Genomic DNA, 23,232 nt, shown 5'->3' with positions numbered 1-23,232 from the left:
GCACCCGGTCCGTAGGTGTGCACATGTGCGAGTGGCGCCGTCCGACGTCAGGTGGCAGCGCTGTGCCGGTGCTGCCACAGAGGGGAGCGCGGCCTACGACGCCTTCGGCAGCGGGCGGTCGGTCACCTCGGCCGGCACGACGTCGACGACCAGCGGTTCCGGCACGGCGGCGAGGTGACGCTGAGCGACGGCGCGCGATGCGGGCGCCTCCAGGCGCAGCGGCGGGCGGACGGTCCGGCGACGCGTGGGAACGTCGAGCACGCGGGACTCGAAACGCTCGAGGAGCACGGTCGCGATCAGCAGAACCAGGGGGATGAGGACCGCGACCAGCATGAACAGAACCTACCCCCGTCGCGCGGAGCCTGAACCTGATCGTTTCGAGGTCGGTCCGAACGTCGCATCGACCGTTACGGCAGGTGTGGTAGCGCTCACGTCCGCTGTCCGCCGATGACGACACCCGTTTCCCGGGCGTTCACCCAGGGTCACGGGCGCACGAGGTGCCAGTCCTCGGTGTGCCGGTACCACGAGCGTCGTTCCAGCGGCTTCGGATCGTCGACGCCGTCCCGGCTCGCCGCCGCGACGGTGCCCGGGCGGATGCCCACCGTGGCCGCCCGCCCGAACGTCGTATGCGCACGTGCACGCAGCCAGCGACGTCGCTCGTGCAGGGTCACGGCCACGCCCCCGCCGCCGGGGCCGAGCCCGCCGCGGGTGTCGGCCTGCGGATCGGCGCGCACGGCGAGTCCCTCGGCCTCGCCGCGCACGAGTTCGTGCTCGTCGCAGAACGACACCCCGGAGAACGGGCCCACCCGGTGCACGCCCGCGATCACGCTGCCCCGGTCGTCGCGGACCAGCGGAGCGGGCGCGGCCGCTCCGTCGAACGCGAGTGTCAGCGCGGCGTCCGGATCGGTCGGCAGGCCCCACACGGCGGCGGCCTCCGACGACGGGTCCGTCGGCACGAAGGCGACCGCGAGGTCCAGGCGCTCGCGGCGCAGCAGGCGCACGACGACGGCGGCGAGGGCGGCGTCGGAGCCGGCGACGACGAGCCGCGTCGCCCCGTCGAGCAGCGGATCCACCTCGGCACGGGTGGGGACCGCGGCGCAGGCGACCGCCGTCGTCGTCGGGAAGGGGGTGTCACCGCAGGTCAGCAGCACCGTTCCCGGCGGGGGTGCGTCTCGGGTGGACAACGACGACTACCCTTCCGGTGCACGGGGCGGACTCGTGCGGGAGATCAGCACGCGACCCGAGGGAGTCTCACATGCCCGCGATCGTCCTCATCGGTGCCCAGTGGGGTGACGAGGGCAAGGGCAAGGCGACGGACATCCTCGGCGGCGAGGTCGACTGGGTCGTCCGCTACCAGGGTGGCAACAACGCGGGCCACACCGTGGTGCTCCCCGACGGCCAGAAGTTCGCGCTGCACCTCATCCCGAGCGGGATCCTGACGCCGGGCGTCACCAACGTGATCGGCAACGGCGTGGTGGTGGACCCGGCCGTGCTGCTCGACGAGCTCGCGGGCCTCGAGGCCACCGGCGTCGACACGACGAACCTGCTGATCAGCGCCGATGCGCACCTGATCATGCCGTACCACGTGGCGATGGACAAAGTCACCGAGCGCTTCCTCGGCAAGTCCAAGATCGGGACGACCGGTCGCGGGATCGGCCCGGCCTACCAGGACAAGGTCGCGCGCGTCGGCGTGCGCGTGCAGGACCTGCTCGACGAGAAGATCCTCCGCCAGAAGGTCGAGGCGGCGCTGGACCTCAAGAACCAGGTGCTGGTCAAGGTCTACAACCGCCGCGCGCTCGACGCCGACGAGGTCGCCGACCAGGTGCTCGCCTGGTCCGAGGGCTTCGCGCACCGCATCGCCGACACCCGGCTCGCGCTCAACCAGGCGCTCGAGCGTGGCGAGACGGTGCTGTTGGAGGGCTCGCAGGGGACGCTGCTCGACGTCGACCACGGCACGTATCCGTACGTGACCTCGTCGAACCCGACCGCGGGCGGCGCGTCCGCCGGCTCCGGGATCGGCCCGACGCGCATCGACCGCGTCATCGGGATCCTCAAGGCCTACACGACCCGTGTCGGCTCCGGTCCGTTCCCGACCGAGCTCTTCGACGCCGACGGCGAGTACCTGCGCAAGCAGGGCGGCGAGTTCGGCGTGACCACGGGCCGCTCGCGCCGCTGTGGCTGGTTCGACGCGGTCATCGCGCGGTACGCGACCCGGGTCAACGGGCTCACCGACATCTTCCTGACGAAGCTCGACGTCCTCTCGAGCCTGCCCGAGGTCCCGATCTGCGTCGGCTACGAGATCGACGGCAAGCGCGTCGAGGACATGCCGATGACGCAGTCCGACCTGCACCACGCGAAGCCGGTGTACGAGCGGATGCCCGGCTGGTTCGAGGACATCTCGGCGTGCCGCGACTTCGACGACCTTCCGCAGGCCGCACGGGACTACGTGGAGCGCATCGAGGAGCTCTCGCTGGCGCCGGTCTCGGCCATCGGCGTCGGGCCCGGTCGCGACGAGACCATCACACGGCGGACCTCGGTGGTGTGACGGCTCACGTAACCTGGTCGGGTGGGAGCCTGTGAACACCTCATCGCCTCGAAGGACGTCGACGCACCGGTGCCGCAGGTCGAACGGGGGACGCCCGGCCTGATCTGCCCGGACTGCCGCGAGGCCGGCTACGAGGTGTGGGCGCACCTGCGGGTGTGCCTCACCTGCGGGCACGTCGGGTGCTGCGACTCCAGCCCCCACCGGCACGCGTCGAACCACTTCACCGACACCGGGCACGCCGTGATGGAGTCGTTCGAGCCGGGCGAGTCGTGGCGCTGGTGCTACCTGGACCGGCGGCTGCTTCCCTAGGTGGCCTGCGGCCTCGTGAGTACTTGTGACGGTGATAGCCGTCAGAAGTACTCACGGGCGCGGAGCGCACCTCAAGACCATGCGGCGATCGCCGTGTCCGGGTTGTCGCTGAAGAGTCCCTCGATCCCGAGCGCGCGGTACTGGGCGTACTCGCCGAACGCGTCGCCGTAGGTGGAGCGCTCGGGGTTCGGCCGCTGCAGGCGAGGCGGGAGGAACTCGTTCTCGTTCCGGAACGTGTAGGGCATCGTCCTCAGGCCAGCAGCCCGCGCATCGCCGGCCAGCGTCGTCGGCGCTCCGGTCGGCGGGATCACCCGCTCCTTGGACGGGCCGATCCACGTCGCGTAGGTGGCGACCTCCTGCAGGCCGCGGGCGGACACCAGGTCGTCGTACGTGCGCGGGTCGCGGGCGGCGACGAAGTCGGCGGGGGCCTTGCCCGTCGAGTCGATCAGCTGCAGCAGCGGGCACCCGATCTGGGACTTCAGCGCCCTGAGGTTGGCCACCTCGAACGACTGCACGATCACCTGCGGGTCCTGGGCCAGGTTCCGGCGGCGCAGGACGTCGACGAACACCGGCTCGATCGGCAGCCCCACCGACGCGTGCCAGGTCGAGTGCTTGATCTCCGGCAGCACCCCGACCCGCCGCCCGAGCTCCTGCGACAGGCCCGCGAGCAGGTCGAGCACCTCGTCGAGGGTGAGGATCGGGTCGCGTCCGTCGTAGAGCGTGTTGTGCGGGCGCGTCGCCGGGATGCGCTCCACGGCGCGGAGGGTCTTCAGCTCGGCGAGGGTGAAGTCGGTGGTGAACCAGCCGTCGTAGGACGCCCCGTCGATCACCACGGTGCGCCGCCGCGACGCGAACTCCGGCCGCCGGGCGACGTCGGTGGTGCCGCCGATCTCCGGCTCGTGCCGGGCGACGAGTTGGCGGTCCTTCGTCGAGCAGAGGTCGACGTCGACGGCGTCGGCGCCCATCCGCGCGGCCAGCGAGTACGACGACGCCGTGTGTTCCGGGCGGTAACCCGAGGCCCCGCGGTGCCCGACGATCGTCACCTGCCCGCGGCCCGGTCCCGGCGCGGGGCTCGCCGGCGCTGTGGACGCGGCCGGCGCGGCGGCGGGGGCGGAGTCCGAGCAGGCGGCGAGACCGGCGGTCGCGGCGAGGCCGCCTGCGGCGGCGAGCGCGGCGCGTCGGGAGAACGGCATGGGCGGCATGCTGTCCCGACGACGGGTCGCGCCGCCACCGGGCGCGGGTGAACAGCGGGTGCGTGCGCCCGTCGCTGCGCTGAGCGAGCACCTGCGGTGGGGGGCCGGGTGCCGTGGCCGCCGAGGGTGCTCGCTCGCGCCGGGGCCCGGGCGACGACGGGTCGCGCCACCACCGCTGGCAGCGAAGCGTCGTCGCTGTCGTCCGACGACAGCGACGACGCTCTCCTGCCACGTGGGGTGCGGACGGCGGCACCCCGTAGGGTCCGGACCCGTGCGAGTCCTGGTCATCGGGTCCGGCGCCCGCGAACACGCCCTGCTGCTCGCCCTGGCGGCCGACCCTGCGGTGACCGCGCTCGCCGCCGCACCCGGCAACGCCGGCACGGCGGCCGTGGCGGAGCACCCCGGCCTCGCCGACCCGTCGTCGGGAACGGCCGTGGTGGACCTGGCGCGGCGTTGGCGCGCCGACCTCGTCGTGATCGGGCCGGAGGCGCCGCTGGTGGCCGGTGTCGGCGACGCGCTGCGGGAGGCGGGTATCCCGTGCTTCGGTCCGTCGGCGGCCGCGGCGCGGATCGAGGGGTCGAAGGCGTTCGCCAAGGACGTGATGACGGCGGCGCACGTGCCGACCGCGTCGTCGGAGGTCGTCGACACGCCGGCGCGGCTGGACGCGGCGCTCGCGCGCTTCGAGCCGCCGTGGGTGGTCAAGGACGACGGTCTCGCCGCGGGCAAGGGCGTGCTCGTCACGGTCGACTACGACGACGCCCGCGCCCACGCCATGACGGTGCTCGAGGCGGGCCACCCGGTGCTGCTCGAGTCCTACCTCGACGGCCCCGAGGTGTCGCTGTTCTGCTGCGTCGACGGCACCGACGTGGTGCCGCTCGTCCCCGCGCAGGACTCGAAGCGGCTCGGCGACGGCGACGTCGGGCCGAACACCGGCGGGATGGGCGCCTACGCCCCGCTGCCGTGGGCGCCGTCCGGGCTGGTGCGCGACGTGGTGACGACGATCGTGCGGCCGGTGGCGCAGGAGATGGTGCGCCGCGGGACGCCGTTCTCGGGACTGCTGTACGCGGGGCTCGCGCTGACGTCGTCCGGCCCGCAGGTGGTCGAGTTCAACTGCCGTTTCGGCGACCCGGAGACGCAGGCCGTGCTGGCGCTGCTGCGGTCGTCGCTGTCGTCGTTGCTGCTCGCGACGGCGACCGGCCGGCTCGGCGAGGAACCCGCCCCGACCTGGGCGGACGGTTCGGCGGTGACCGTGGTGGTCGCGGCCGAGGGCTACCCGGGCGCGGTGCGCACGGGCGAGGTGATCACGGGCGCCGACGGCGACGGGGTGCTGCACGCCGGGACGCGACGCCGGGACGACGGGGCCGTGGTGTCCTCGGGCGGGCGGGTCCTGTCCGTGGTGGGCACCGGGGAGTCGCTGGAGGAGGCCCGCGCGGACGCCTACCGCCGGATCGACGGCATCAAGCTGCCCGGCGCGCATTGGCGGACCGACATCGGGCTCGCCGCCGTCGAGGGCCGGGTCGCCGCGCCCTGAGGCTCCTCCCCCTCTGTGGCAGCGAAGCCCTGTCGGCGTGCTCAGCTGGACGTTGCCGTCATCCAGTGGCAGCAACGCCACATCGTCGGGGGGATCTCCGGAACGGCCACCACGGGGTGCGGGGCCGACCTAATCTGCTCCGCATGCCCGACGTCGTCTACGGCACCGCCGCGATCGAGCAGGCGCGCTCGGAGGTGGCCGCGCACGCCCGCCGCATCCCCGCCCTCGCCGACCTGCTGGGGCCGGCGGGGCAGTCGGCCGGGGTCGTCGGGCTCGAGTCCGCGGCGCTGCTCACCGGGGCGCTGGCCGACTGTCGCGCGGCGCTCGAGACCGAGCTGACCGCGGGCGGCGCCCGGCTCGACGAGACCGACCGGGCCCTCGACGCCACGCTGCGCGCCATGCAGTCCGCCGACACCGACGCGGCCGGCTCGCTGGGTGCCCGCCCGTTCGCCTCGGGCGCGCGAGGCTTCGCCTCGCTCGGGTAGGGCACGGTGGCCGGCTGGGGGTACGACGTGGTGGGGGCGCTGGACGCCACCCCTGGCACCGAGGAGCTCCGTGCCGTCGCGGCCCGCGTCGAGCGGGTCGACACCGGGGCGCTCGCCGATCTCGCCCGCCGCTACGCCTCGCTGGCCGACGGGATGGACACCTCGGCCCGTGCCGTCGCCGACCGCGGCGAGGGCGTCGGCCGCGCCTGGCAGGGGCCGGGCGCCGACGCCTTCGCCCGCTACGCCGCCGACTTCGCCCGGGCCGGGACGGACACCGGGGACGCCGCGCGCCGCATCCAGGGCGAGCTCGCCGGGCTCGGTCGCACCCTCGCCGCCCTGCGCGAGGAGGTCGCGGGGCACGTGTCCGACGCGCTCGACCTCGCCCGCGCCCGCCCCGAGCAGGTCCGCACGGCGGTCGCGACCCCGACCGCCCGCGCCCGGGCCGCCCTCGACCGCGCCGAACAGGAGGTCGCCGACTGCGCCCGCCGCCTCCGCGACCTCGCCGACGGCTTCACCGGCTTCTCCCGCCTCCGCTCGCCCGACGCGGGCGTCATGTCGGCGTCCGGCGCCACCTCCCGCTGGACCGACCGCCAGGGCGCGGTCGTCGGCGCCGACGACCCGGTCCGGGAGGCCCGCGTTCCCGACGACGAGTCGGGCGAGTCGGGTGGGTCGGGTCGTGGGACCGATGACGGCGACACCGGTTCTGCGGAGGGCTCGGAGGAGCGTGCCGGGTCGGACGCGGACGACCCGGTCGGCGAGGTGGACCGTGGGACCGGTGATGGCGGCACCGGTTCTGCGGAGCGCGCGGGCGGGGACGGCGATCCGCCCGACGACGGCGTCCGCGGCTCCCGCGCCGACGCGGCCGATCCCGGCAACGCCGGGCGCTACGACACCGGGACCGACGACGGCGACTCCGGCGCCGATGCCGACGGCACCGGTTCCGGCGAGGACGCCGGGACGACCGCCGACGCCGACTCCGACGCCGACGACGGCGACTCCGGCGCCGATGCCGGCGGCACCGGTTCCGGCGAGAACGCCGGGACGACCGCGGAAGCCGACGCCGGCACGGGCAGCGAGGACGACGAGGACGGGGACGACGTGACCGGGGACGACGTGACCGGGGACGACGACGCCGACGCGACCGGCTCGGCCGGCGCCGAGCGGGAGACCGGCACCGAGCCGTCGTCGGGACGGGGCGGCGTGCAGGACTGGATCCGGCAGGCGACCGCGATCCTCGCCGAGAACGGGGTCGACCCCGACACGATGAAGGCCGAGGACATCGCGACGATCATCGAGCACGAGTCCGGCGGCGACCCGGATGCGGTGAACAACTGGGACTCCAACGCCGACAAGGGCACGCCGTCGAAGGGCCTGATGCAGACAATCGGCCCGACGTTCGAGGCGAACAAGCTGCCGGGGCACGATGACATCACCGACCCGGTCGACAACATCATCGCCGCCGTCCGCTACGCCATCCGGCGCTACGGGTCGGTGAGCCAGGTCCCGGGCGTGGAGGCGGTGGCCCGCGGCGACTCGTACGTCGGGTACTGATGACGCGTGACCACGATGCGCCGCCCCTCGACCCGGGCCCAGGTCCCGCCGTTCCACGTCATGGACGTCTGGGCGGCGGCCGCGATCCGGGCCCGCACCCACGGTGACCTGGTCAACCTCTCGGCCGGGCAGCCGTCGACGCCGGCGCCGGTCGACGTCCGGCAGGCCGCGACCGACGCGCTCGCCACCCAGGTGCTGGGCTACTCCGGGTCGCTCGGGGTGACCGAGCTGCGCGAGGCGATCGCCGCGCACCACCGCCGCCGCTACGGCGACGAGGAGGTCACCGCCGACGACGTCGTCGTCACCACCGGCGGTTCCGGCGGGTTCCTGCTCAGCTTCATGGCCGCGTTCGACGCCGGCGACACCGTCGTGCTGGCCCGGCCCGGCTACCCCTGCTATCGCAACATCCTCGCGAGCCTGGGCTGCGACGTCGTCGAGCTCCCGGCCGGGCCCGAGACCCGATTCCAGCCCAGCGTGGCGATGCTCGAGGACCTGCCCGAGCCGCCGGCCGGGCTGATCGTCGCGAGCCCCGCCAACCCCACCGGCTCCGTCATCGACCCCGAGGAGCTCGCCGCGCTGGCCCGCTGGTGCGACGAGCACGGCACCCAGCTGATCAGCGACGAGATCTACCACGGCATCGAGTACGAGACCGGCCCCGCGACCGCGTCGGCGTGGAGCACCAGCCACGAGGCGGTCGTCGTCACCAGCTTCTCGAAGTACTGGTCGATGACCGGCTGGCGGCTGGGCTGGCTGCTCGTGCCCGAGCGGCTGCGCCGCGCCGTCGACGTCATCTCCGGCAACTTCACCGTCTGCGCCCCCGTGCCCGCGCAGATGGCCGCCCTGCACGCGTTCACCGACGCGGCCTACGCCGAGGCCGACGCCCACGTCGGCCGCTACGCGATCAACCGCCAGCTCCTGCTCGAGGGGTTGCCGCAGATCGGGATCACCCGGCTCGCCCCCGCCGACGGCGCGTTCTACGTCTACGCCGACATCGGCCACCTCACCGACGACACCCTCGCCTTCGGGCAGCGCATCCTCGCCGAGACCGGCGTCGCGGTCGCGCCGGGCATCGACTTCGACCCCGTCGACGGCCACACCTGGATCCGGTTCTCCTTCGCCGGCGCCACCGACGACGTCCGCGAGGCCCTCGACCGGCTCGGCCGCTGGATCCCGACGCTGTAGCTCCGGCCGGAGTCGGGCCCGAGAACCACGGGTCCGCGCGGCCCGGGAACCGGGTCGGAGGCTCTGGACATTCCCGACGACGGGCTTACGCTGCGCCGATGCCGGAGGAGTCCGACGAACCGCGCGTCGAGGCCTGGGAACGCCGCACCGACGCGGCGCTGACGGTCGTCGGGCTGACCTACCTCACGGTGTACGCCGTGCAGGTCCTCGCGTTCCGCGGCACCGACCCGCAGTGGTACGCGCTCGACGTCGTGCTGTGGGTGATCTGGGCGGTCTTCGTCGTCGACTTCCTCGGCCGCCTCACCCTCGCGCGGCGCAAGTGGCGGTTCGTGGCGCGGCACCCGTTCGACCTGCTCGTGGTGCTCGCCCCGTTCTTCCGCTTCCTGCGCCTGCTGCGGCTGGTCGCCGTGGTCTCCTCGCTGGCGCGGGTGCTGCGCGACGACTTCCGCGGCCGGGTCGGCAGCTACCTGATCGTCTCGGTGTCGCTGGTCGGGTTCGTCGCCGCGCTCGCCGTGTACGAGGTCGAGCGCGACGCCCCCGAGGCCTCCATCACCAGCTTCGGCGAGGCCGCCTGGTGGGTGCTCACCACGATCACGACGGTCGGCTACGGCGACCGCTACCCCGTCACCACCGAGGGCCGGATGGTCGCGGCCGGGCTCATGCTCGGCGGCATCGCGATCCTCGGCACCGTGACGGCGGCGATCGCCTCGTGGTTCCTCGAGCAGGTCGGCGCCCGCGACGCCTCCGAGGCGCTGCATCCCGACGAGCCGAGCGAGACCGAGCAGCTGATCGCCGAGATCCGGCTCCTCCGCGCGCGGATCGACGCGCTCGAGGGCCTCCCCCGTGCAAGCAATGCCCTATCGGCGTGCTCCCCTGAATCGCTGGCACTGGACGCCAGGAACGCCGCACCGTCGGATTGAGCGCGTTCGTCGGCCGACGATGCCGCCTTTCCTGTCACTGGGTGCAAGCAATTCAGGGGAGCACGCCGATAGGGCATTGCTTGCACTGGGGTCAGGCCGGCACCGGCAGGGCCGCCGTGCGCTCCAGCACCGCCTCGACGTCGTCGGCCGACACGTCCCGGTGCGTCACGAACCGCACGCCGGGCCCGAACGGCACCGCCGCCACGCCCGTGTCCGCCAGCTTCCCGACGACGGGGCCGGGCTCGGCCGTCGTCACGAGGACGATGTTGGTGTCGGGCGTCGACACCGGCCACCCCTGCTCGCGCAGGCCGTCCGCGAGGCGCCGGGCGTTCGCGTGGTCCGCCCGCAGCGCGTCGAGCTGGTCCAGCGCCACGAGCCCCGCCGCGCCGACGACGCCGCCCTGCCGGATGCCGCCGCCGAGCATCTTGCGCAGCCGCCACGCCGCCGCCACGAACTCCGTGGAACCGCCGACGACCGACCCCATCGGTGCCCCGAGTCCCTTCGACAGGCACACGCTGACCGTGTCCACGCCCGCGACCAGCGTCGACGGCGCCACGTCGAGCGCCACCGCCGCGTGCCAGAGCCGCGCCCCGTCGAGATGGATCCGCAGCCCCACCGAGCGCGCGGCCTCCACGAGCGCGACGTGCTCGCCGACCGGGGTCACCGCCCCGCCCGCGGCGTTGTGCGTGTTCTCCAGGCACAGCAGCCGCGACCGGAGTCCGAAGTACGGGCCCGCGTGACCCGCCGTCGTGACGACGTCCTCCGGGCTCGGCCGGCCCGGCCCGGACGTCCAGGGCAGCGGCGACGGCAACCCGCCCGCCAGCCACGCCGACGTGCCCAGCTCCGCCTCCAGGACGTGCGCGCCCACCGGCGCGAGGAAGCGGTCACCCCGCTCGAGGTGCCACATCAGCGCGATCGTGTTCGCCATGCAGCCCGTCGGGGTCCACAGCGCCGCCTCGACCCCGAGGGCCGACGCCACCCGGGACTGCAGCGCAGCAAGGGTGGGATCGCCGTCGAGGACGTCGTCGCCGACGTCGGCGCCCGCCATCGCCTCCCGCATCGCGGGGGACGGCTTGGTCACGGTGTCGGAGCGCAGGTCGAGCACGTATCTATCCTCAATCATCGTGATCCCGAACGTGCTCGCCGCCCGATACGCCTCGCCCGCCCTGCGCGACCTGTGGTCGCCCGAGCGCAAGGTCGTCCTCGAGCGCGAGCTGTGGTTGGCGGTGCTGACCGCCCAGCGCGACCTCGGGATCGACGTGCCCGAGGGCGTGCTCGACGACTACCGCCGGGTGATCGACACGGTCGACCTGGACTCGATCGCCGCCCGCGAGCGTACGACCCGCCACGACGTGAAGGCCCGCATCGAGGAGTTCGACGACCTCGCCGGCCACCAGCACGTCCACAAGGGCATGACCAGCCGGGACCTCACCGAGAACGTCGAGCAGCTCCAGATCCGGGACTCGCTGCGACTGGTGGCCGACAAGACGGTCGCGGTGCTCGCGCGCCTGGCTCGGCGCGGCACCGAGTACTCGGATACCGTGATGGCCGGGCGCAGCCACAACGTCGCGGCGCAGGCGACCACGCTGGGCAAGCGGTTCGCCTCGGCGGCCGACGAGACCCTCGTCGCGTACCGGCGGGTCACCGAGCTGATCGAGCGCTACCCGCTGCGCGGGATCAAGGGCCCGGTCGGCACCGCGCAGGACATGCTCGGCCTGCTCGACGGCGACGCCGGCAAGCTCGCGGAGCTCGAGCAGCGCGTCGCCCGCCACCTCGGCTTCTCCGAGGTGCTCACGAGCGTCGGCCAGGTCTACCCCCGCTCGCTCGACCACGACGTCCTCTCCGCGCTCGTGCAGCTGGCGGCCGGTCCGTCGTCGTTCGCGACGACGATCCGCCTGATGGCCGGGCAGGAACTCGTCACCGAGGGCTTCCAGGCGGGCCAGGTCGGGTCGAGCGCCATGCCGCACAAGATGAACACCCGCTCCTGCGAGCGCATCAACGGCTTCGCGATCGTGCTCCGCGGCAACGCCTCGATGGTCGCCGAGCTCGCCGGGCACCAGTGGAACGAGGGCGACGTCTCCGACTCGGTCGTCCGCCGGGTCGCGCTGCCCGACGCCTTCTTCGCGATCGACGGGCTCCTCGAGACGTTCCTGACGGTGCTCGACGAGTTCGGTGCCTACCCGGCGGTCATCGCCCGCGAGCTCGACCGCTACCTGCCCTTCCTCGCGACGACGGCCGTGCTCATGGCCGCGGTCCGCGCCGGGGTCGGGCGCGAGACCGGACACGAGATCGTCGGCGAGCACGCCCGGGCGGTCGCGCTGGACATGCGCGAGCGCGGGATCGAGGGCAACGACCTGCTCGCGCGGCTCGCGGCGGACACCCGGCTCGGCGTCTCCGAGGCGGACCTGCAGACCGCCGTCGCCGACCCGTCGGCCTTCGTCGGCGCCGCCGGAGCGCAGTTCGCGACGATCGCGGAGCAGGTCGGCGGCATCGTCGCGAAGTTCCCCGAGGCGGCGGCGTACTCCCCGGGCAGCATCCTCTAGCGTCTCCGGCCGTGGTGACCCTGGCGGACTACCCGCACCTGGCGTCCGGGAAGGTGCGTGACCTCTACGAGGTCGACGACGAGACGTTGCTGCTCGTCGCGTCCGACCGGATCTCCGCCTACGACCACGTGCTCTCCACCCCGATCCCGGACAAGGGTCGGGTGCTCACGGCGCTGTCGGTGTTCTGGTTCGGCCTGCTCGGCGGCGCCGACGCGGCCGCTCCGCCGGTCGCCCACCACCTCGTCGCCGCCCGCGACGAACGCATTCCCGACGAGGTCCGGGGCCGGGCGCTGCTCGTGCGCCGCCTCGAGATGGTGCCCGTGGAGTGCGTGGCGCGGGGCTACCTCGCGGGCTCGGGCACCGTGGACTACCGGGCCACCGGCGCCGTCTGTGGCGTGCCGCTGCCGGACGGGCTGACCGAGGCCTCGATGCTGCCGCAGCCGATCTTCACGCCGGCGACGAAGGCCGAGGTGGGCGAGCACGACGAGAACGTGTCGTTCGACTACGTGGCCGACCTGGTCGGCGCGGAGCTGGCCGGCGCGCTGCGCGACGCCACGCTCGCCGTCTACGCGCGCGGCTCGGCGTACGCCGCGAGCCGCGGGATCATCCTCGCCGACACGAAGCTGGAGTTCGGGCGCGACGCCTCCGGCGCGCTGGTCCTCGGCGACGAGGTGCTCACCCCCGACTCGTCGCGGTTCTGGCCCGCCGACGCCTACGAGCCCGGGCACCCGCAGGCGTCGTTCGACAAGCAGTACGTGCGCGACTGGCTCACCTCCCCGGAGTCCGGCTGGGACCGGCACTCCGGCGAGGAGCCGCCGCCGCTGCCCGAGAAGGTGGTCGAGGCCACCCGCGACCGGTACGTCGAGGCCTACACCCGGATCACCGGGCAGCAGTGGCCCCCGGCTCTTTGAGCGACCGGCACACCGCGTTCACCTGCTCGGCACGTCGGTCGGGCTTGATGGTGGCGTGCAGCGTCTCCTGGTCTCCGTCACCGGCCTCGCCCCCGGCGCACCCCTGGCGTCGGCTGTCGCCCTCTGCGACGCGCTCGACGCCCGCCGGGTCCCGCTGACGCTGCTGGTCGGACCGCGCCCGCACCCGGAGGTGGCCACGTTCGCCGCCGCGCGGCGGCGGGCCGGGGACGCGGTGCTGCTGCACGGCTTCCGCTCGGTGCACGACGACGCCCGCCCCTACCGCCGCCTGCCCGTCCTCGAGGCGCGGCTGCGCCTGGCGGGGGCCTCGCGCTCCGCCGAGGCGCTCGGCCTGCCGGTGGACGGCTTCGCCGCGCCGGGCTGGACGGTCTCGCCGGGGACCCGGGTGGCCCTGGCCGAGGCCGGCCTCGACCTGCTGCTCGACGACGCCGGGGTGCACCGGCTGGGTGTCCCGACGTCGGGCCTCGCCGGTCCCGTCGTCGAGCCCGGTCGGCCCGCGCCGGTCGGCTGGCGCTCGCGGGTGGCCCGCAGCCCCTATCGGCGTGCTCCCCTGTTCTCGGAACCCGTGGGCGACCTGGTGCACCTCACCGTGGACCTCGCCGGCCGGTCCGCGCGGCCGATGCTCGACGCGGTGGACGCCGCCCTGGACGGGGGCGCCCTCCCGGTGTCGGCCGTCGACGCCGTGGGGCGCCGCCGGACCCGTCGCTCCGCGGACGGCTCGGTCGACCCGGAGTTCTGGTCGACGACCGCGTAGGTGGCTTCGCCATGTGAGCACTTTCCGTGGCTGGGGCCACGGAAAGTGCTCACATGCGCCCCGCGCACCCGTTGTGGTCCACTTCACCGCGTGACGATCCAGATGGACCCCGAGGTGGCGGCCGCGATGGCCCCGATCGCGGAGGCGGCGGCCAACCAGACCCCGCCGCCGGCCGGTGACTGGCAGACCCGCCGGGCCGCGGTCGACGAGCTCATCGGCGCCTTCACCGGGGCGTGGGTGCCCCCGGCCGACGTCACGGTGACCGAGCTCGAGGCGCCCGCCGCGGACGGCACCTCGATCGGGATGCGGCTCTACCGCCGCGAGGGCGACCAGCCCGGCTCGCTCGCCGTGTACGTGCACGGCGGCGGCATGTTCCTGTGCTCGATCGACACGCACGACCCCGTCTGCCGCGTCTACACCCACCTCTCCGGGGTGCCGCTGCTGTCGGTCGACTTCCGCTTCGCGCCCGAGCACCCGTACCCGACGTCGGTCGAGGACGTGTACGCCGCGCTCGTCTGGGCCGCCCAGCACGCCGACGAGCTCGGCGTCGACCCGGCGCGCATCGCGATCATGGGCGACTCCGCGGGCGGCGGGATGGCGGCGGGCGTCGCGCTCATGGCGCGGGACCGCGGGGCGCCCGCGCTGGCCGCCCAGATCCTCGTCTACCCGATGCTCGACGACCGGACCACGACGCCGGACGCCGAGATCGAGCCGTACGCGATGTGGTCGACCGACGACAACATCACCGGATGGGGCTGTCTGCTCGGCGCCGCCGCGGGCGGCCCGGACGTCCCGTCCTACGCCGCGCCGTCGCGCGAGACCGACCTGAGCGGCCTGCCGCCGGCGTTCATCGACGTCGGGCAGCTCGACATCTTCCGCAACGAGGACGTCGACTACGCGGCGCGGCTCGCGCAGGCGGGCGTCGGGGTGGAGCTGCAGCTCTACCCCGGGGTTCCGCACGCCTTCGAGGTGTTCGCCCCGCAGGCCGCCGTGTCGCAGCGCGCGATGGCGGCCCGGGTGCGCGCGCTGCGGGCGGTCTAGAGGCTCGCCGCCACCCCGCGGGCCAGCACGCGGACGTCGGTCGCGTCCGGGGAGAGCTGGTCGAACAGGCCGTAGTGCAGGTCGGGGTTCGCGAGCACGGCCTCGTGGATCGGCACCGCCACCGGCGGGGCGACCGCGCGCAGGTAGTCCACGGCGTCGGCGACCTTCAGCCACGGCGCCCCGGTCGGCAGGAGCAGCACGTCCACGCCGGCCGGGGCCGGGACGTAGGCGTCGCCGGGATGCATCACCGTGGCGCCCTGCGCGCGCAGCACGTAGCCGTTGTTCGGGATCACGGGGATGTCCGGGTGGATCACGGCGTGCTCTCCCCGCTCGGCCCCGACGACCTCGATCGGCGTTCCCGCGACCGTGAAGGTCTCCCCGGGCTCGCGGCGGGTGTGGTCGATGCCGCGCTCGCGGAGCACGTCCGCGGTCCCGTTGTCGACGATCAGCTCGGCGTCCGGGTTCTGGGCGAGCAGCGCGGGGAGCTTCTCCACGTCGAGGTGGTCGAAGTGCTGGTGGGTGACGAGGATCGCGTCGAGCCCCTCGAGCGTCTGCCAGCCCTCGGAGAAGACCCCGGGATCGAGCAGGATGCGGGCGGATCCGGTGTCGACGACGACGCAGGCGTGCCCGAGGTGGACGAGTTCGGTGGCGGTCACGTCGGCGGACTTCCCCGGGGGCCGCCCCGGGCAACCCGCTACCCTGATGTGGTGGCACGAGTGATCGTCGACGTCCTGCCCAAAGCTGAGATCCTCGACCCGCAGGGCCAGGCGGTGGCCCGCGCGATGGGCCGCCTCGGAGTGTCCGGGGTCGCCGACGTCCGCCAGGGCAAGCACTTCGTCCTCGAGGTCGACGACTCGGTGGACGACGCCGAGCTGGAGCGCATCGCCGAGTCGCTGCTGGCGAACCCGGTGATGGAGGAGTGGGTCGTGCGGCGGGAGAGGGGCACGCAGCAGTGAGCGCGCGCATCGGGGTCATCACGTTCCCGGGCACCCTCGACGACGTCGACGCCGCGCGGGCCGTGCGCTACGCGGGTGCCGAGGCGGTCGGCCTGTGGCACCGCGACACCGACCTGCAGTCGGTCGACGCGGTCGTCGTGCCCGGCGGGTTCTCCTACGGGGACTACCTGCGGGCCGGCGCGATCGCCGCGCAGTCACCCGTGATGGGTCCCGTGGTCGAGGCGGCTCGGCGCGGAATGCCGGTGCTGGGCATCTGCAACGGCTTCCAGATCCTCTGCGAGGCGGGGCTGCTGCCGGGCGCGCTCGTGCGCAACACGGGCCTGCGGTTCATCTGCCGGGAGATCCGCCTGCGGGTCGAGAACGCGGACACCGCCTGGACGGCCGGCTTCGAGCCGGGCGCGGCCATCACCGTGCCGCTGAAGTCGGGCGAGGGTCGCTTCGTCGCCGACGAGGCGACGCTCGACCGGCTCGAGGGCGAGGGGCAGGTCGTGTTCCGCTACGCGGAGCCCGCCCCGAACGGCGCGCTGCGCGACATCGCCGGCATCTGCTCCACCGACGGACGCGTCGTGGGGCTCATGCCCCACCCCGAGCACGCCATCGACCCGCTGACGGGTCCCGGCGTCGACGGGCTCGGCCTGTTCACCTCGGTCCTGCAGCGCCTCACGGCAGCAGCGTGACCCGCAGCTCCCACAGGTCGGCGTAGACCATCAGCATCCGTCCGCCGAGGTGCAGGACCAGGCCCCGCATCTCGTCCGGACGCTCCACGTGGGAGACGACGCGGTCGACGTCCTCGAGCGCGTCCCCGACGACCTCGTCGAAGGGGGCGAACCGGCTCATCGGCTTGCCCTCGTCGTCGTCGACCGGCGCGGGGAGGACCGGCACCACGGTGTCGCCCCGCGACCCGGGCGCCACGGCGAGGACGACGGGCTCGTCGTTTGCCCCGGCGAAGACGAACTCGAGCATGCCCTGCGACGGGTCGATGTAGCGGGCGACGCCGGCCGGGACGCGGCCCTCGACGTCGAGCCGGTGCCGGCGGACCGCGACGAGTTCACGGTCCAGCACCAGCGGCAGGGCGGAGAGCGGGTCGGTGCACGGGGCGTCCGCCACCGCGGTGGCGGGTACGGGCGCGGCCGGGGCGACGGTGTCCGCGGACATCGGCGCGACCCACTGCGCACGCACGGCGGCGGCCCGCTGTGCGGTAGCACTCACGGAGGCTGCGGTCATGGGGACATCATGGACGGGGGGTCCGACAGTCACGCTGATTGCGCGACACGCCACGCGGCGAACTCGCCGAGACGTCGTAGTCGGGCCGTGAGCGGCCACCCGAACGACGGACACGGGGAGCGACCGAGATGTGCGGTCGGTGACGCACGACGAGTGACCGGTCGAACACGTTTTGATCTTCCGTCAGTCGTTCGGCGTGTTTCGTTCACCGGACCAGTGGGCACCGCCACGCTCGCGGCGGCGCGACACGCGCGTCAGTAGGGTTCCCGGTGTGACTGTGCAGGACCAGGCCACCGGTACTCCGCCCCTCGACACGGTCGCGAACGCCGCCGCGACCCCGGAGCACGAGCAGCCCTACGCCGCGCTCGGGCTGCGCGACGAGGAGTACGCGCGGATCCGGGAGATCCTCGGCCGCCGTCCCACCGACGCCGAGCTCGCCATGTACTCGGTCATGTGGTCCGAGCACTGCTCCTACAAGTCCTCCAAGGTCCACCTCCGCCGCTTCGGCGAGACCACCACCGACGAGATGCGCCGCCACCTGCTCGCGGGCATCGGCGAGAACGCGGGCGTGGTCGACGTCGGGGACGGCTGGGCGGTCACCTTCAAGATCGAGTCGCACAACCACCCGTCCTACGTCGAGCCCCACCAGGGCGCCGCGACCGGCGTCGGCGGCATCGTCCGCGACATCATGGCCATGGGCGCGCGCCCGGTCGCCGTCATGGACGGGCTGCGGGTCGGTCCGCTCGACGCGCCCGACACGGCCCGCGTGCTCCCCGGTGTCGTCTCCGGGGTCGGCTTCTACGGCAACTGCCTCGGCCTGCCCAACCTCGGCGGTGAGGTCGTCTTCGACCCCACCTACGCCGGGAACCCGCTGGTCAACGCGCTCTGCGTCGGCGTCCTGCGCACCGAGGACCTGCACCTCGCCTTCGCCTCCGGCGTCGGCAACAAGATCGTGCTGTTCGGCGCCCGCACCGGGCTGGACGGCATCGGCGGCGTCTCCGTCCTGGCCTCGGAGACCTTCGGCGAGGGCACGGGTCGCAAGAAGCTCCCGAGCGTCCAGGTCGGCGACCCCTTCGCCGAGAAGGTCCTCATCGAGTGCTGCCTCGAGCTCTACGCCGCGGGCCTCGTCGTCGGGATCCAGGACCTCGGCGGCGCCGGCCTCTCCTGCGCCACCAGCGAGCTGGCCAGCGCGGGCGACGGCGGCATGGAGATCGACCTCGACCAGGTCCACCTCCGCGCCGAGGGCATGACCCCGGCCGAGATCCTCTCCTCGGAGTCCCAGGAGCGGATGTGCGCGGTCGTCACGCCGGAGAACGTCGACGCGTTCCTCGCCGTCTGCGAGCGCTGGGACGTCACCGCGCGGGTCATCGGTGAGGTCACCGACGGCGAGAACCTCCGCATCCACGCCGCGGGCGAGGTCGTCGTCGACGTCCCGCCGCGCACGGTCGCGCACGACGGCCCGGTGTACTCCCGCCCCTACGCCCGCCCCGCCGCCCAGGACGAGCTCCAGGCGGCCACGACGACCGGGCTGGCCCGGCCGGGCACGCCCGCGGAGCTCGCGGAGCAGATCGTCCGGCTGGCCTCGTCGCCGCAGCTCGCCTCCCGCGCGTGGGTCACCGAGCAGTACGACCGCTACGTCCGCGGGAACACCGCCGCGGCCACCCCCGCCGACGCCGGGGTGCTGCGGATCGACGAGTCGAGCGACCGCGGGATCGCGCTGGCGATCGACTGCAACGCCCGCTTCTGCCTGCTCGACCCGCGCGAGGGTGCCCGCCTCGCGCTCGCCGAGTCGGTCCGCAACGTCGCGGCGTCCGGGGCCCGCCCGGTCGCCGTCTCCGACTGCCTGAACTTCGGCTCGCCGGAGGACCCCGCGGTCATGTGGCAGTTCGCCGAGGCGGTCGACGGCCTCGCGCAGGCGTGCGCCGAGCTCGGTATCCCGGTCACCGGCGGCAACGTCAGCTTCTACAACCAGACCGCGACGACGGCGATCCTCCCGACCCCCGTCGTCGGCGTCCTCGGCCTCGTCGACGACGTCCACCGCGCCGTGCCGCACGGCTTCGGCGCTCCCGGCGACGCGGTGTGGCTGCTCGGTGAGACCGCCGACGAGCTCGACGGCTCCGCCTGGTCCGGCGTGGTGCACGACCACCTCGGCGGCCGTCCCCCGCGCTGCGACCTCGCCGCGGAGGCACGCCTCGCGGGCGTGCTGGCCGACGGGGCCGCGCGCGGCCTGTTCTCCGGCGCCCACGACCTCTCCGACGGCGGCCTCGCCCAGGCGCTCGTGGAGTGCGCGGTCGACTCCCGGGTCGGCGCCGTGGTGACCCTCCCGCCCGGTGAGCTCGACCCGGCCGCCGCGCTGTTTTCCGAGTCGGCGGCGCGCATGCTGGTCTCCGTGCCGGCCGCGGCCGAGGCCGACCTCGCGCGGCTCTGCGTCGAGGTCGGGCAGCCTGCCGCCCGGCTCGGCGAAGTCGGCGGCGACGCGCTCGCCATCGACGGGGTCGACCCGCTCGACGTCGCCGAGCTGGTCATCGCGCACGCGGCCACGTTGCCGGCGGTCCTGGACGCCTGACCGGGGGCCTCACCCCTCGCCCAGTGCCCGCATTGCTGGCACCGGGAGGTGCTCACGCCCGTGGCAGGGCCGCGATCCACGCCGCCGCGTGCCGGGCGTAGCCGAGCCGGTTGGGGTGGGCCAGGTCCGGACCGAACTGCCACGGCCACATCCGGTGCGTGGCGGCCTCGAGGGCGACCGGGCGCAGGTGCGGGTGCTCGGCCAGCACCTCGCGGGCCACGGCGGAGAGCTCGAGCCCGGCCCGACGCACCGACCCGCGCTGCAGGTCCGGGACGTCGGCGACGAGCGATCCGGCCGGCAGGGCCGCGCACAGCGCCGTGAAGCTCGCCCGGAACTCCTCCGGGGACACCCCCTGCGCGGCGTCGTTGGTCCCGATGCCGAGCGCCACGAGGTCGGCGGGCGGCAGGTCCGGCAGCTGGTCGCGCAGCACGTCCGCCGCGGTCGCCCCGACCACCCCGAGGACGACCACCCGCACCCGTCGTCGGGAACGCTCCTCCCACGCTGCGGCCAACCGGCCCGCCCAGGACGACGACGGGTCGGTGGAACCCATGCCCTGGGACAGCGAGTCGCCCAGCGCGACCAGCGTGAGCTCACCGGGCGAGCGCCGGCGGCGGCGCCAGTAGGCGGCGTGATCGGCCTCCATCGTCTGCGCCGCGGCGAGGCCACGCCCCCAGGCGACCAGCACCGCGAGGAGCAGGACACCGAGCACGCGCCGGATCACGGGCAGGACACCGAGCACGCGGTGGATCACGCCGCCTACATTCACACACACCATGCCGAGTCGCCGTCCGCCCGAGCCCGCCGAGGTCCGTGCCGCCCTGCTCGCCGTCGCCCCCTGGGTGGACGGCGACGTCGACGAGGCCCCGCCCCGGCCGGACCGGGCCGCGGCGGTCCGGATGTCACTCGCTGCGCTCGAGCAGGTGGCTCCGGGGCGCAGCGTGGAAGTGCGCGTACCTCCATTCGGAGCAGTACACTGCATCGATGGGCCCCGTCACACCCGTGGGACTCCCCCCAACGTGGTGGAGACCGATCCGCGGACGTGGTGTGCCCTCGCGCTCGGCCGGCTCGACTTCGACGCCGCCGTCGCCTCCGGAGCGGTCTCGGCCTCCGGGCACCGGGCCGGGCAGGTGGCCGCGTGGCTGCCGCTGGTCTCCCCGGGCTGATCCCACCGTCCGGGTGGCCGACCCCGTCCGTGGGCGTGCCGGGGTCCGTATGCTCGCCTCGACGGAGGATGGTGACGCCGTGACGCGAGCGGACTGGGCCCACCGGGGCAGCGCGCACGTCCCCGGCACGGCGGGTCGCCGTGACTGAGATCCGCGCCCACACCGTCGACCCGCTCGTCGTCCACACCCTCGCGCGCGAGTGGGCGGTCGAGGTCGAGGGCACCAGCTACGTGCCGATGGGCTCGGACGAGCTCGTCGAGTACCTCACCGAGATCAGCGCCGACCTCGTCGCCGCGCTGCGGGCCCGCCCGGCCCGTGCCGGCGCCGCCGGGCACGACGCGGGCCGTCGCCTGGTGCAGGCGCACTTCACCGGCCCCTCCACGGTCGAACGCACCCTGATGCTGTTGGGCCGACGCCTGCCCGAGCTGCTCGGGGAGGAGCTGCGCGACGACGTCCTCGCCCTCGTCGGGGCGCTCGCCGCCGGGTACGCCACGACGCTGCGCGACCGCACGCTCGACGAGCAGGAGGCGATCCGCCGCGCGGTGATCGTCGCGCGGCACCAGACCGAGCAGGCGCTGCACGCCAGCGAGGCGCGCTTCCGGGCCATGTTCTACGAGGCCGCGATCGGGATCGGCCTCGGCGACATGCAGGGCCGGATCGTCGAGGTGAACCCGGCGCTGACCCAGATGTTCGGCTACACCGCGCAGGAGATGCGTCGCCGCAGCGTCGGCGAGCTCGCCCACCCGGAGGATCTGCCGTCGGTCTGGGTGCTCTACGAGCGGCTGCTCGCCGGCGAGCTCGACAACTTCTGCATCGAGAAGCGGTTCTACCGCAAGGACGGCGAGGAGATCATCTGCAACCTGACGCTCTCGCTGGTCCGCGACGAGCGCGGGCGGCCGTCCTACCAGGTCGCCATGCTCGAGGACGTCACCGAGCGGCACGCGTTGCAGTCCCACCTGGAGTACCAGGCCTTCCACGACACGCTCACCACGCTGCCCAACCGCGCGCTGTTCGCGGAGCGGGTCGAGCACATCTTCACGACGACGGCGCCGGGCTCGTCCCGGCGCGTCGGCCTCTGCTTCCTCGACCTCGACGGCTTCAAGGCGGTCAACGACTCCCTCGGCCACGACGTCGGCGACATCATGCTGCAGGAGGTGGCGCAGCGGCTCGCCGACCAGGCCACCGACGGTGAGCTCGTCGCCCGGATGGGCGGCGACGAGTTCGTGGTCCTCGTCGAGAACTCCCGCGGGGTCGACCAGCTGATCACCCTCGCCGAGCGCATCCTCGTCGCGCTGGGCGAGCCGCTGGAGCTGGCGGGCCAGGAGCTCGCCGTCTCCGCGAGCATCGGCATCGTCGAGCGTCCGGTGGCGGGCGGCGACCCCTCGGAGCTGATGCGGGCCGCCGACATCACGCTGTACTCGGCGAAGGCCGACGGCCGCGGCCGCTGGGCCCTGCACGACCCCAGCCGTGACGAGGCGGAGATCACCCGGTTCGCGCTCTCGGCCGCGATGCCCTCGGCCATCGAGCGCGAGGAGTTCTTCGTGCTCTACCAGCCGCTGGTCGCGATGGGCGACCACGGCATGCGCGGCGTCGAGGCGCTCGTGCGCTGGCACCACCCGCGGCTCGGGGTGCTCGGCCCCGGCCGGTTCATCGGCCTCGCGGAGGAGACCGGCGCGATCGTGCCGCTCGGGCACTGGGTGCTCGCCCGCGCCTGCCGCGACGCGCGGCGCTGGTACGACGAGTTCGGCGAGGACGCCCCCTTCGTCTCGGTGAACGTCGCGCCGCGCCAGCTGCACGAACCGTCGTTGCTCGCCGACGTCGAGCAGGTGCTCGCGGAGACCGGCCTCCCGCCCCGCCTGCTGCAGATCGAGCTCACCGAACGCGCCCTCACGACCGACGAGGGGGCGCCGCTGAAGGCGCTCGACGGCCTGCGCGAGCTCGGGGTGCGGATCGCCATCGACGACTTCGGCACCGGCTACTCCAACCTCTCCTACCTGCGCACCCTCCCCGTCGACGTGATCAAGCTCGACGGCTCGTTCGGCGAGCGGCTGCGCGACGAGGAGGTCACCGACACCGTCGACGAGCGGATCGTCGGCACGCTGGTCGACCTCGGCCACGCGCTCGGGATGACGGTGTGCGCCGAGGGCGTCGAGACCGGGGCGCAGGCCGAGCGGCTGCGCCGGCTGGGGTGCGACGAGGGCCAGGGCTGGCACTTCGCGGCCGCCCTGCCGCGCGAGGACATCCGCGACGTGCTCCAGCGGCCCGACGCCCGGTCCTGGCCCGGACCCGGGGACCCGATCGGCGGACGGGTCACTTCGTCCGTTTCGTGAGCTTCGCGGG

Annotated in this window: 23 protein-coding genes; 16 read left to right on the top strand and 7 right to left on the bottom strand. The window is 74.1% G+C overall.

The window, feature by feature from the left end:
* Positions 1-93 precede the first annotated feature (93 nt).
* Positions 94-333, bottom strand: a complete 240-nt coding sequence (locus ACQPYX_RS28765) for a hypothetical protein (RefSeq protein ID WP_433800670.1) — start codon at positions 331-333, stop codon at positions 94-96.
* A 149-nt stretch (positions 334-482) separates the two neighbouring features.
* On the bottom strand, positions 483-1,184 hold the full coding sequence (locus ACQPYX_RS28760) for a hypothetical protein (RefSeq protein WP_433800669.1): 702 nt from the start codon (positions 1,182-1,184) through the stop codon (positions 483-485).
* A gap of 71 nt (positions 1,185-1,255) precedes the next feature.
* Between ACQPYX_RS28760 and ACQPYX_RS28755 the strand changes: the two genes are divergently transcribed.
* A complete protein-coding gene (locus tag ACQPYX_RS28755; RefSeq protein WP_433800668.1) occupies positions 1,256-2,545 on the top strand; it encodes an adenylosuccinate synthase in 1,290 nt (429 codons plus the stop codon).
* Positions 2,546-2,566: 21 nt separating this feature from the next.
* The gene (locus ACQPYX_RS28750) at positions 2,567-2,854 is read left to right on the top strand and encodes a UBP-type zinc finger domain-containing protein (RefSeq protein ID WP_433800667.1); all 288 of its coding nucleotides are present in this window, start codon (positions 2,567-2,569) and stop codon (positions 2,852-2,854) included.
* Between the two features lie 71 nt (positions 2,855-2,925).
* On the opposite strand, the gene ACQPYX_RS28745 is transcribed toward ACQPYX_RS28750, so the two are convergent.
* Positions 2,926-4,047, bottom strand: coding sequence for a glycerophosphodiester phosphodiesterase family protein (locus ACQPYX_RS28745; RefSeq protein WP_433800666.1), 1,122 nt, complete (start codon positions 4,045-4,047; stop codon positions 2,926-2,928).
* A gap of 271 nt (positions 4,048-4,318) precedes the next feature.
* Between ACQPYX_RS28745 and purD the strand changes: the two genes are divergently transcribed.
* The 5 genes from purD (at position 4,319) to ACQPYX_RS28720 (ending at position 9,716) form a co-directional block, all read left to right on the top strand.
* Positions 4,319-5,578 (top strand): phosphoribosylamine--glycine ligase, encoded by a 1,260-nt coding sequence (gene purD / locus ACQPYX_RS28740; RefSeq protein ID WP_433800665.1) that lies wholly within the window; start codon positions 4,319-4,321, stop codon positions 5,576-5,578.
* A gap of 143 nt (positions 5,579-5,721) precedes the next feature.
* A complete protein-coding gene (locus ACQPYX_RS28735; protein WP_433800664.1) occupies positions 5,722-6,063 on the top strand; it encodes a hypothetical protein in 342 nt (113 codons plus the stop codon).
* Positions 6,064-6,069: 6 nt separating this feature from the next.
* A complete protein-coding gene (locus ACQPYX_RS28730) occupies positions 6,070-7,614 on the top strand; it encodes a transglycosylase SLT domain-containing protein (RefSeq protein WP_433800663.1) in 1,545 nt (514 codons plus the stop codon).
* A 15-nt stretch (positions 7,615-7,629) separates the two neighbouring features.
* Entirely contained in the window at positions 7,630-8,796 is a 1,167-nt protein-coding gene (locus ACQPYX_RS28725) for a pyridoxal phosphate-dependent aminotransferase (protein ID WP_433803830.1), read from the top strand.
* A gap of 98 nt (positions 8,797-8,894) precedes the next feature.
* Positions 8,895-9,716 (top strand): potassium channel family protein, encoded by an 822-nt coding sequence (locus tag ACQPYX_RS28720; RefSeq protein WP_433800662.1) that lies wholly within the window; start codon positions 8,895-8,897, stop codon positions 9,714-9,716.
* Between the two features lie 91 nt (positions 9,717-9,807).
* Here the strand turns inward: ACQPYX_RS28720 and ACQPYX_RS28715 are convergent, their stop codons facing one another.
* Positions 9,808-10,839, bottom strand: coding sequence for a threonine aldolase family protein (locus ACQPYX_RS28715; RefSeq protein WP_433800661.1), 1,032 nt, complete (start codon positions 10,837-10,839; stop codon positions 9,808-9,810).
* A gap of 1 nt (position 10,840) precedes the next feature.
* Between ACQPYX_RS28715 and purB the strand changes: the two genes are divergently transcribed.
* The 4 genes from purB (at position 10,841) to ACQPYX_RS28695 (ending at position 14,983) form a co-directional block, all read left to right on the top strand.
* On the top strand, positions 10,841-12,259 hold the full coding sequence (gene purB / locus ACQPYX_RS28710) for an adenylosuccinate lyase (RefSeq protein ID WP_433800660.1): 1,419 nt from the start codon (positions 10,841-10,843) through the stop codon (positions 12,257-12,259).
* An 11-nt stretch (positions 12,260-12,270) separates the two neighbouring features.
* A complete protein-coding gene (locus tag ACQPYX_RS28705; protein ID WP_433800659.1) occupies positions 12,271-13,170 on the top strand; it encodes a phosphoribosylaminoimidazolesuccinocarboxamide synthase in 900 nt (299 codons plus the stop codon).
* A gap of 55 nt (positions 13,171-13,225) precedes the next feature.
* On the top strand, positions 13,226-13,942 hold the full coding sequence (locus tag ACQPYX_RS28700) for a DUF2334 domain-containing protein (RefSeq protein WP_433800658.1): 717 nt from the start codon (positions 13,226-13,228) through the stop codon (positions 13,940-13,942).
* A 90-nt stretch (positions 13,943-14,032) separates the two neighbouring features.
* Positions 14,033-14,983 (top strand): alpha/beta hydrolase, encoded by a 951-nt coding sequence (locus tag ACQPYX_RS28695; RefSeq protein ID WP_433800657.1) that lies wholly within the window; start codon positions 14,033-14,035, stop codon positions 14,981-14,983.
* Here the strand turns inward: ACQPYX_RS28695 and ACQPYX_RS28690 are convergent.
* Entirely contained in the window at positions 14,980-15,639 is a 660-nt protein-coding gene (locus ACQPYX_RS28690; RefSeq protein WP_433800656.1) for an MBL fold metallo-hydrolase, read from the bottom strand. The genes ACQPYX_RS28695 and ACQPYX_RS28690 overlap by 4 nt on opposite strands.
* Before the next feature lie 51 nt (positions 15,640-15,690).
* On the opposite strand from ACQPYX_RS28690, the gene purS reads away from it, so the two are divergent.
* Both purS and purQ read left to right on the top strand, forming a co-directional pair.
* On the top strand, positions 15,691-15,939 hold the full coding sequence (gene purS / locus ACQPYX_RS28685; RefSeq protein WP_433800655.1) for a phosphoribosylformylglycinamidine synthase subunit PurS: 249 nt from the start codon (positions 15,691-15,693) through the stop codon (positions 15,937-15,939).
* Entirely contained in the window at positions 15,936-16,616 is a 681-nt protein-coding gene (gene purQ, locus ACQPYX_RS28680; RefSeq protein ID WP_433800654.1) for a phosphoribosylformylglycinamidine synthase subunit PurQ, read from the top strand. Before purS ends, purQ begins: the two co-directional genes overlap by 4 nt.
* Here purQ and ACQPYX_RS28675 read toward each other — a convergent pair.
* Positions 16,600-17,148: a hypothetical protein gene (locus ACQPYX_RS28675; RefSeq protein WP_433800653.1), complete on the bottom strand. Its 549-nt coding sequence runs from the start codon at positions 17,146-17,148 to the stop codon at positions 16,600-16,602. The two genes, purQ and ACQPYX_RS28675, sit on opposite strands and share 17 nt — an antisense overlap.
* Positions 17,149-17,440: 292 nt before the next feature.
* Here ACQPYX_RS28675 and purL point away from each other — a divergent pair, with 292 nt between their 5' ends.
* Complete coding sequence (gene purL / locus ACQPYX_RS28670) at positions 17,441-19,729, top strand: phosphoribosylformylglycinamidine synthase subunit PurL (RefSeq protein WP_433803829.1); 2,289 nt, start codon at positions 17,441-17,443, stop codon at positions 19,727-19,729.
* A 52-nt stretch (positions 19,730-19,781) separates the two neighbouring features.
* Here purL and ACQPYX_RS28665 read toward each other — a convergent pair whose 3' ends face one another.
* Positions 19,782-20,480: an SGNH/GDSL hydrolase family protein gene (locus ACQPYX_RS28665; protein ID WP_433800652.1), complete on the bottom strand. Its 699-nt coding sequence runs from the start codon at positions 20,478-20,480 to the stop codon at positions 19,782-19,784.
* Positions 20,481-20,502: 22 nt separating this feature from the next.
* On the opposite strand from ACQPYX_RS28665, the gene ACQPYX_RS28660 reads away from it, so the two are divergent.
* Together ACQPYX_RS28660 and ACQPYX_RS28655 are read left to right on the top strand one after the other, a co-directional pair.
* Complete coding sequence (locus ACQPYX_RS28660; protein WP_433800651.1) at positions 20,503-20,892, top strand: sterol carrier family protein; 390 nt, start codon at positions 20,503-20,505, stop codon at positions 20,890-20,892.
* 140 nt (positions 20,893-21,032) lie between these two features.
* Positions 21,033-23,222 carry a putative bifunctional diguanylate cyclase/phosphodiesterase gene (locus ACQPYX_RS28655; protein WP_433800650.1) on the top strand — a complete coding sequence of 730 codons (2,190 nt, stop codon included), beginning with the start codon at positions 21,033-21,035 and terminating at the stop codon, positions 23,220-23,222.
* Positions 23,223-23,232 lie beyond the last annotated feature (10 nt).

The sequence above is a fragment of the Actinomycetospora sp. CA-084318 genome (assembly GCF_050955885.1).
GTDB lineage: Bacteria > Actinomycetota > Actinomycetes > Mycobacteriales > Pseudonocardiaceae > Actinomycetospora.
The sequence above is the reverse complement of the archived record's forward strand: the minus strand, read 5'-3'. Positions and strand labels throughout refer to the sequence as shown.

Coding starts and splice junctions, on each gene's coding strand:
- ACQPYX_RS28765 (WP_433800670.1), bottom strand. CDS start 333: ATGCTGGTCGCGGTCCTCATCCCCCTGGTTCTGCTGATCGCGACCGTG.
- ACQPYX_RS28755 (WP_433800668.1), top strand. CDS start 1,256: ATGCCCGCGATCGTCCTCATCGGTGCCCAGTGGGGTGACGAGGGCAAG.
- ACQPYX_RS28745 (WP_433800666.1), bottom strand. CDS start 4,047: ATGCCGTTCTCCCGACGCGCCGCGCTCGCCGCCGCAGGCGGCCTCGCC.
- ACQPYX_RS28735 (WP_433800664.1), top strand. CDS start 5,722: ATGCCCGACGTCGTCTACGGCACCGCCGCGATCGAGCAGGCGCGCTCG.
- ACQPYX_RS28725 (WP_433803830.1), top strand. CDS start 7,630: ATGCGCCGCCCCTCGACCCGGGCCCAGGTCCCGCCGTTCCACGTCATG.
- ACQPYX_RS28720 (WP_433800662.1), top strand. CDS start 8,895: ATGCCGGAGGAGTCCGACGAACCGCGCGTCGAGGCCTGGGAACGCCGC.
- ACQPYX_RS28715 (WP_433800661.1), bottom strand. CDS start 10,839: ATGATTGAGGATAGATACGTGCTCGACCTGCGCTCCGACACCGTGACC.
- ACQPYX_RS28660 (WP_433800651.1), top strand. CDS start 20,503: ATGCCGAGTCGCCGTCCGCCCGAGCCCGCCGAGGTCCGTGCCGCCCTG.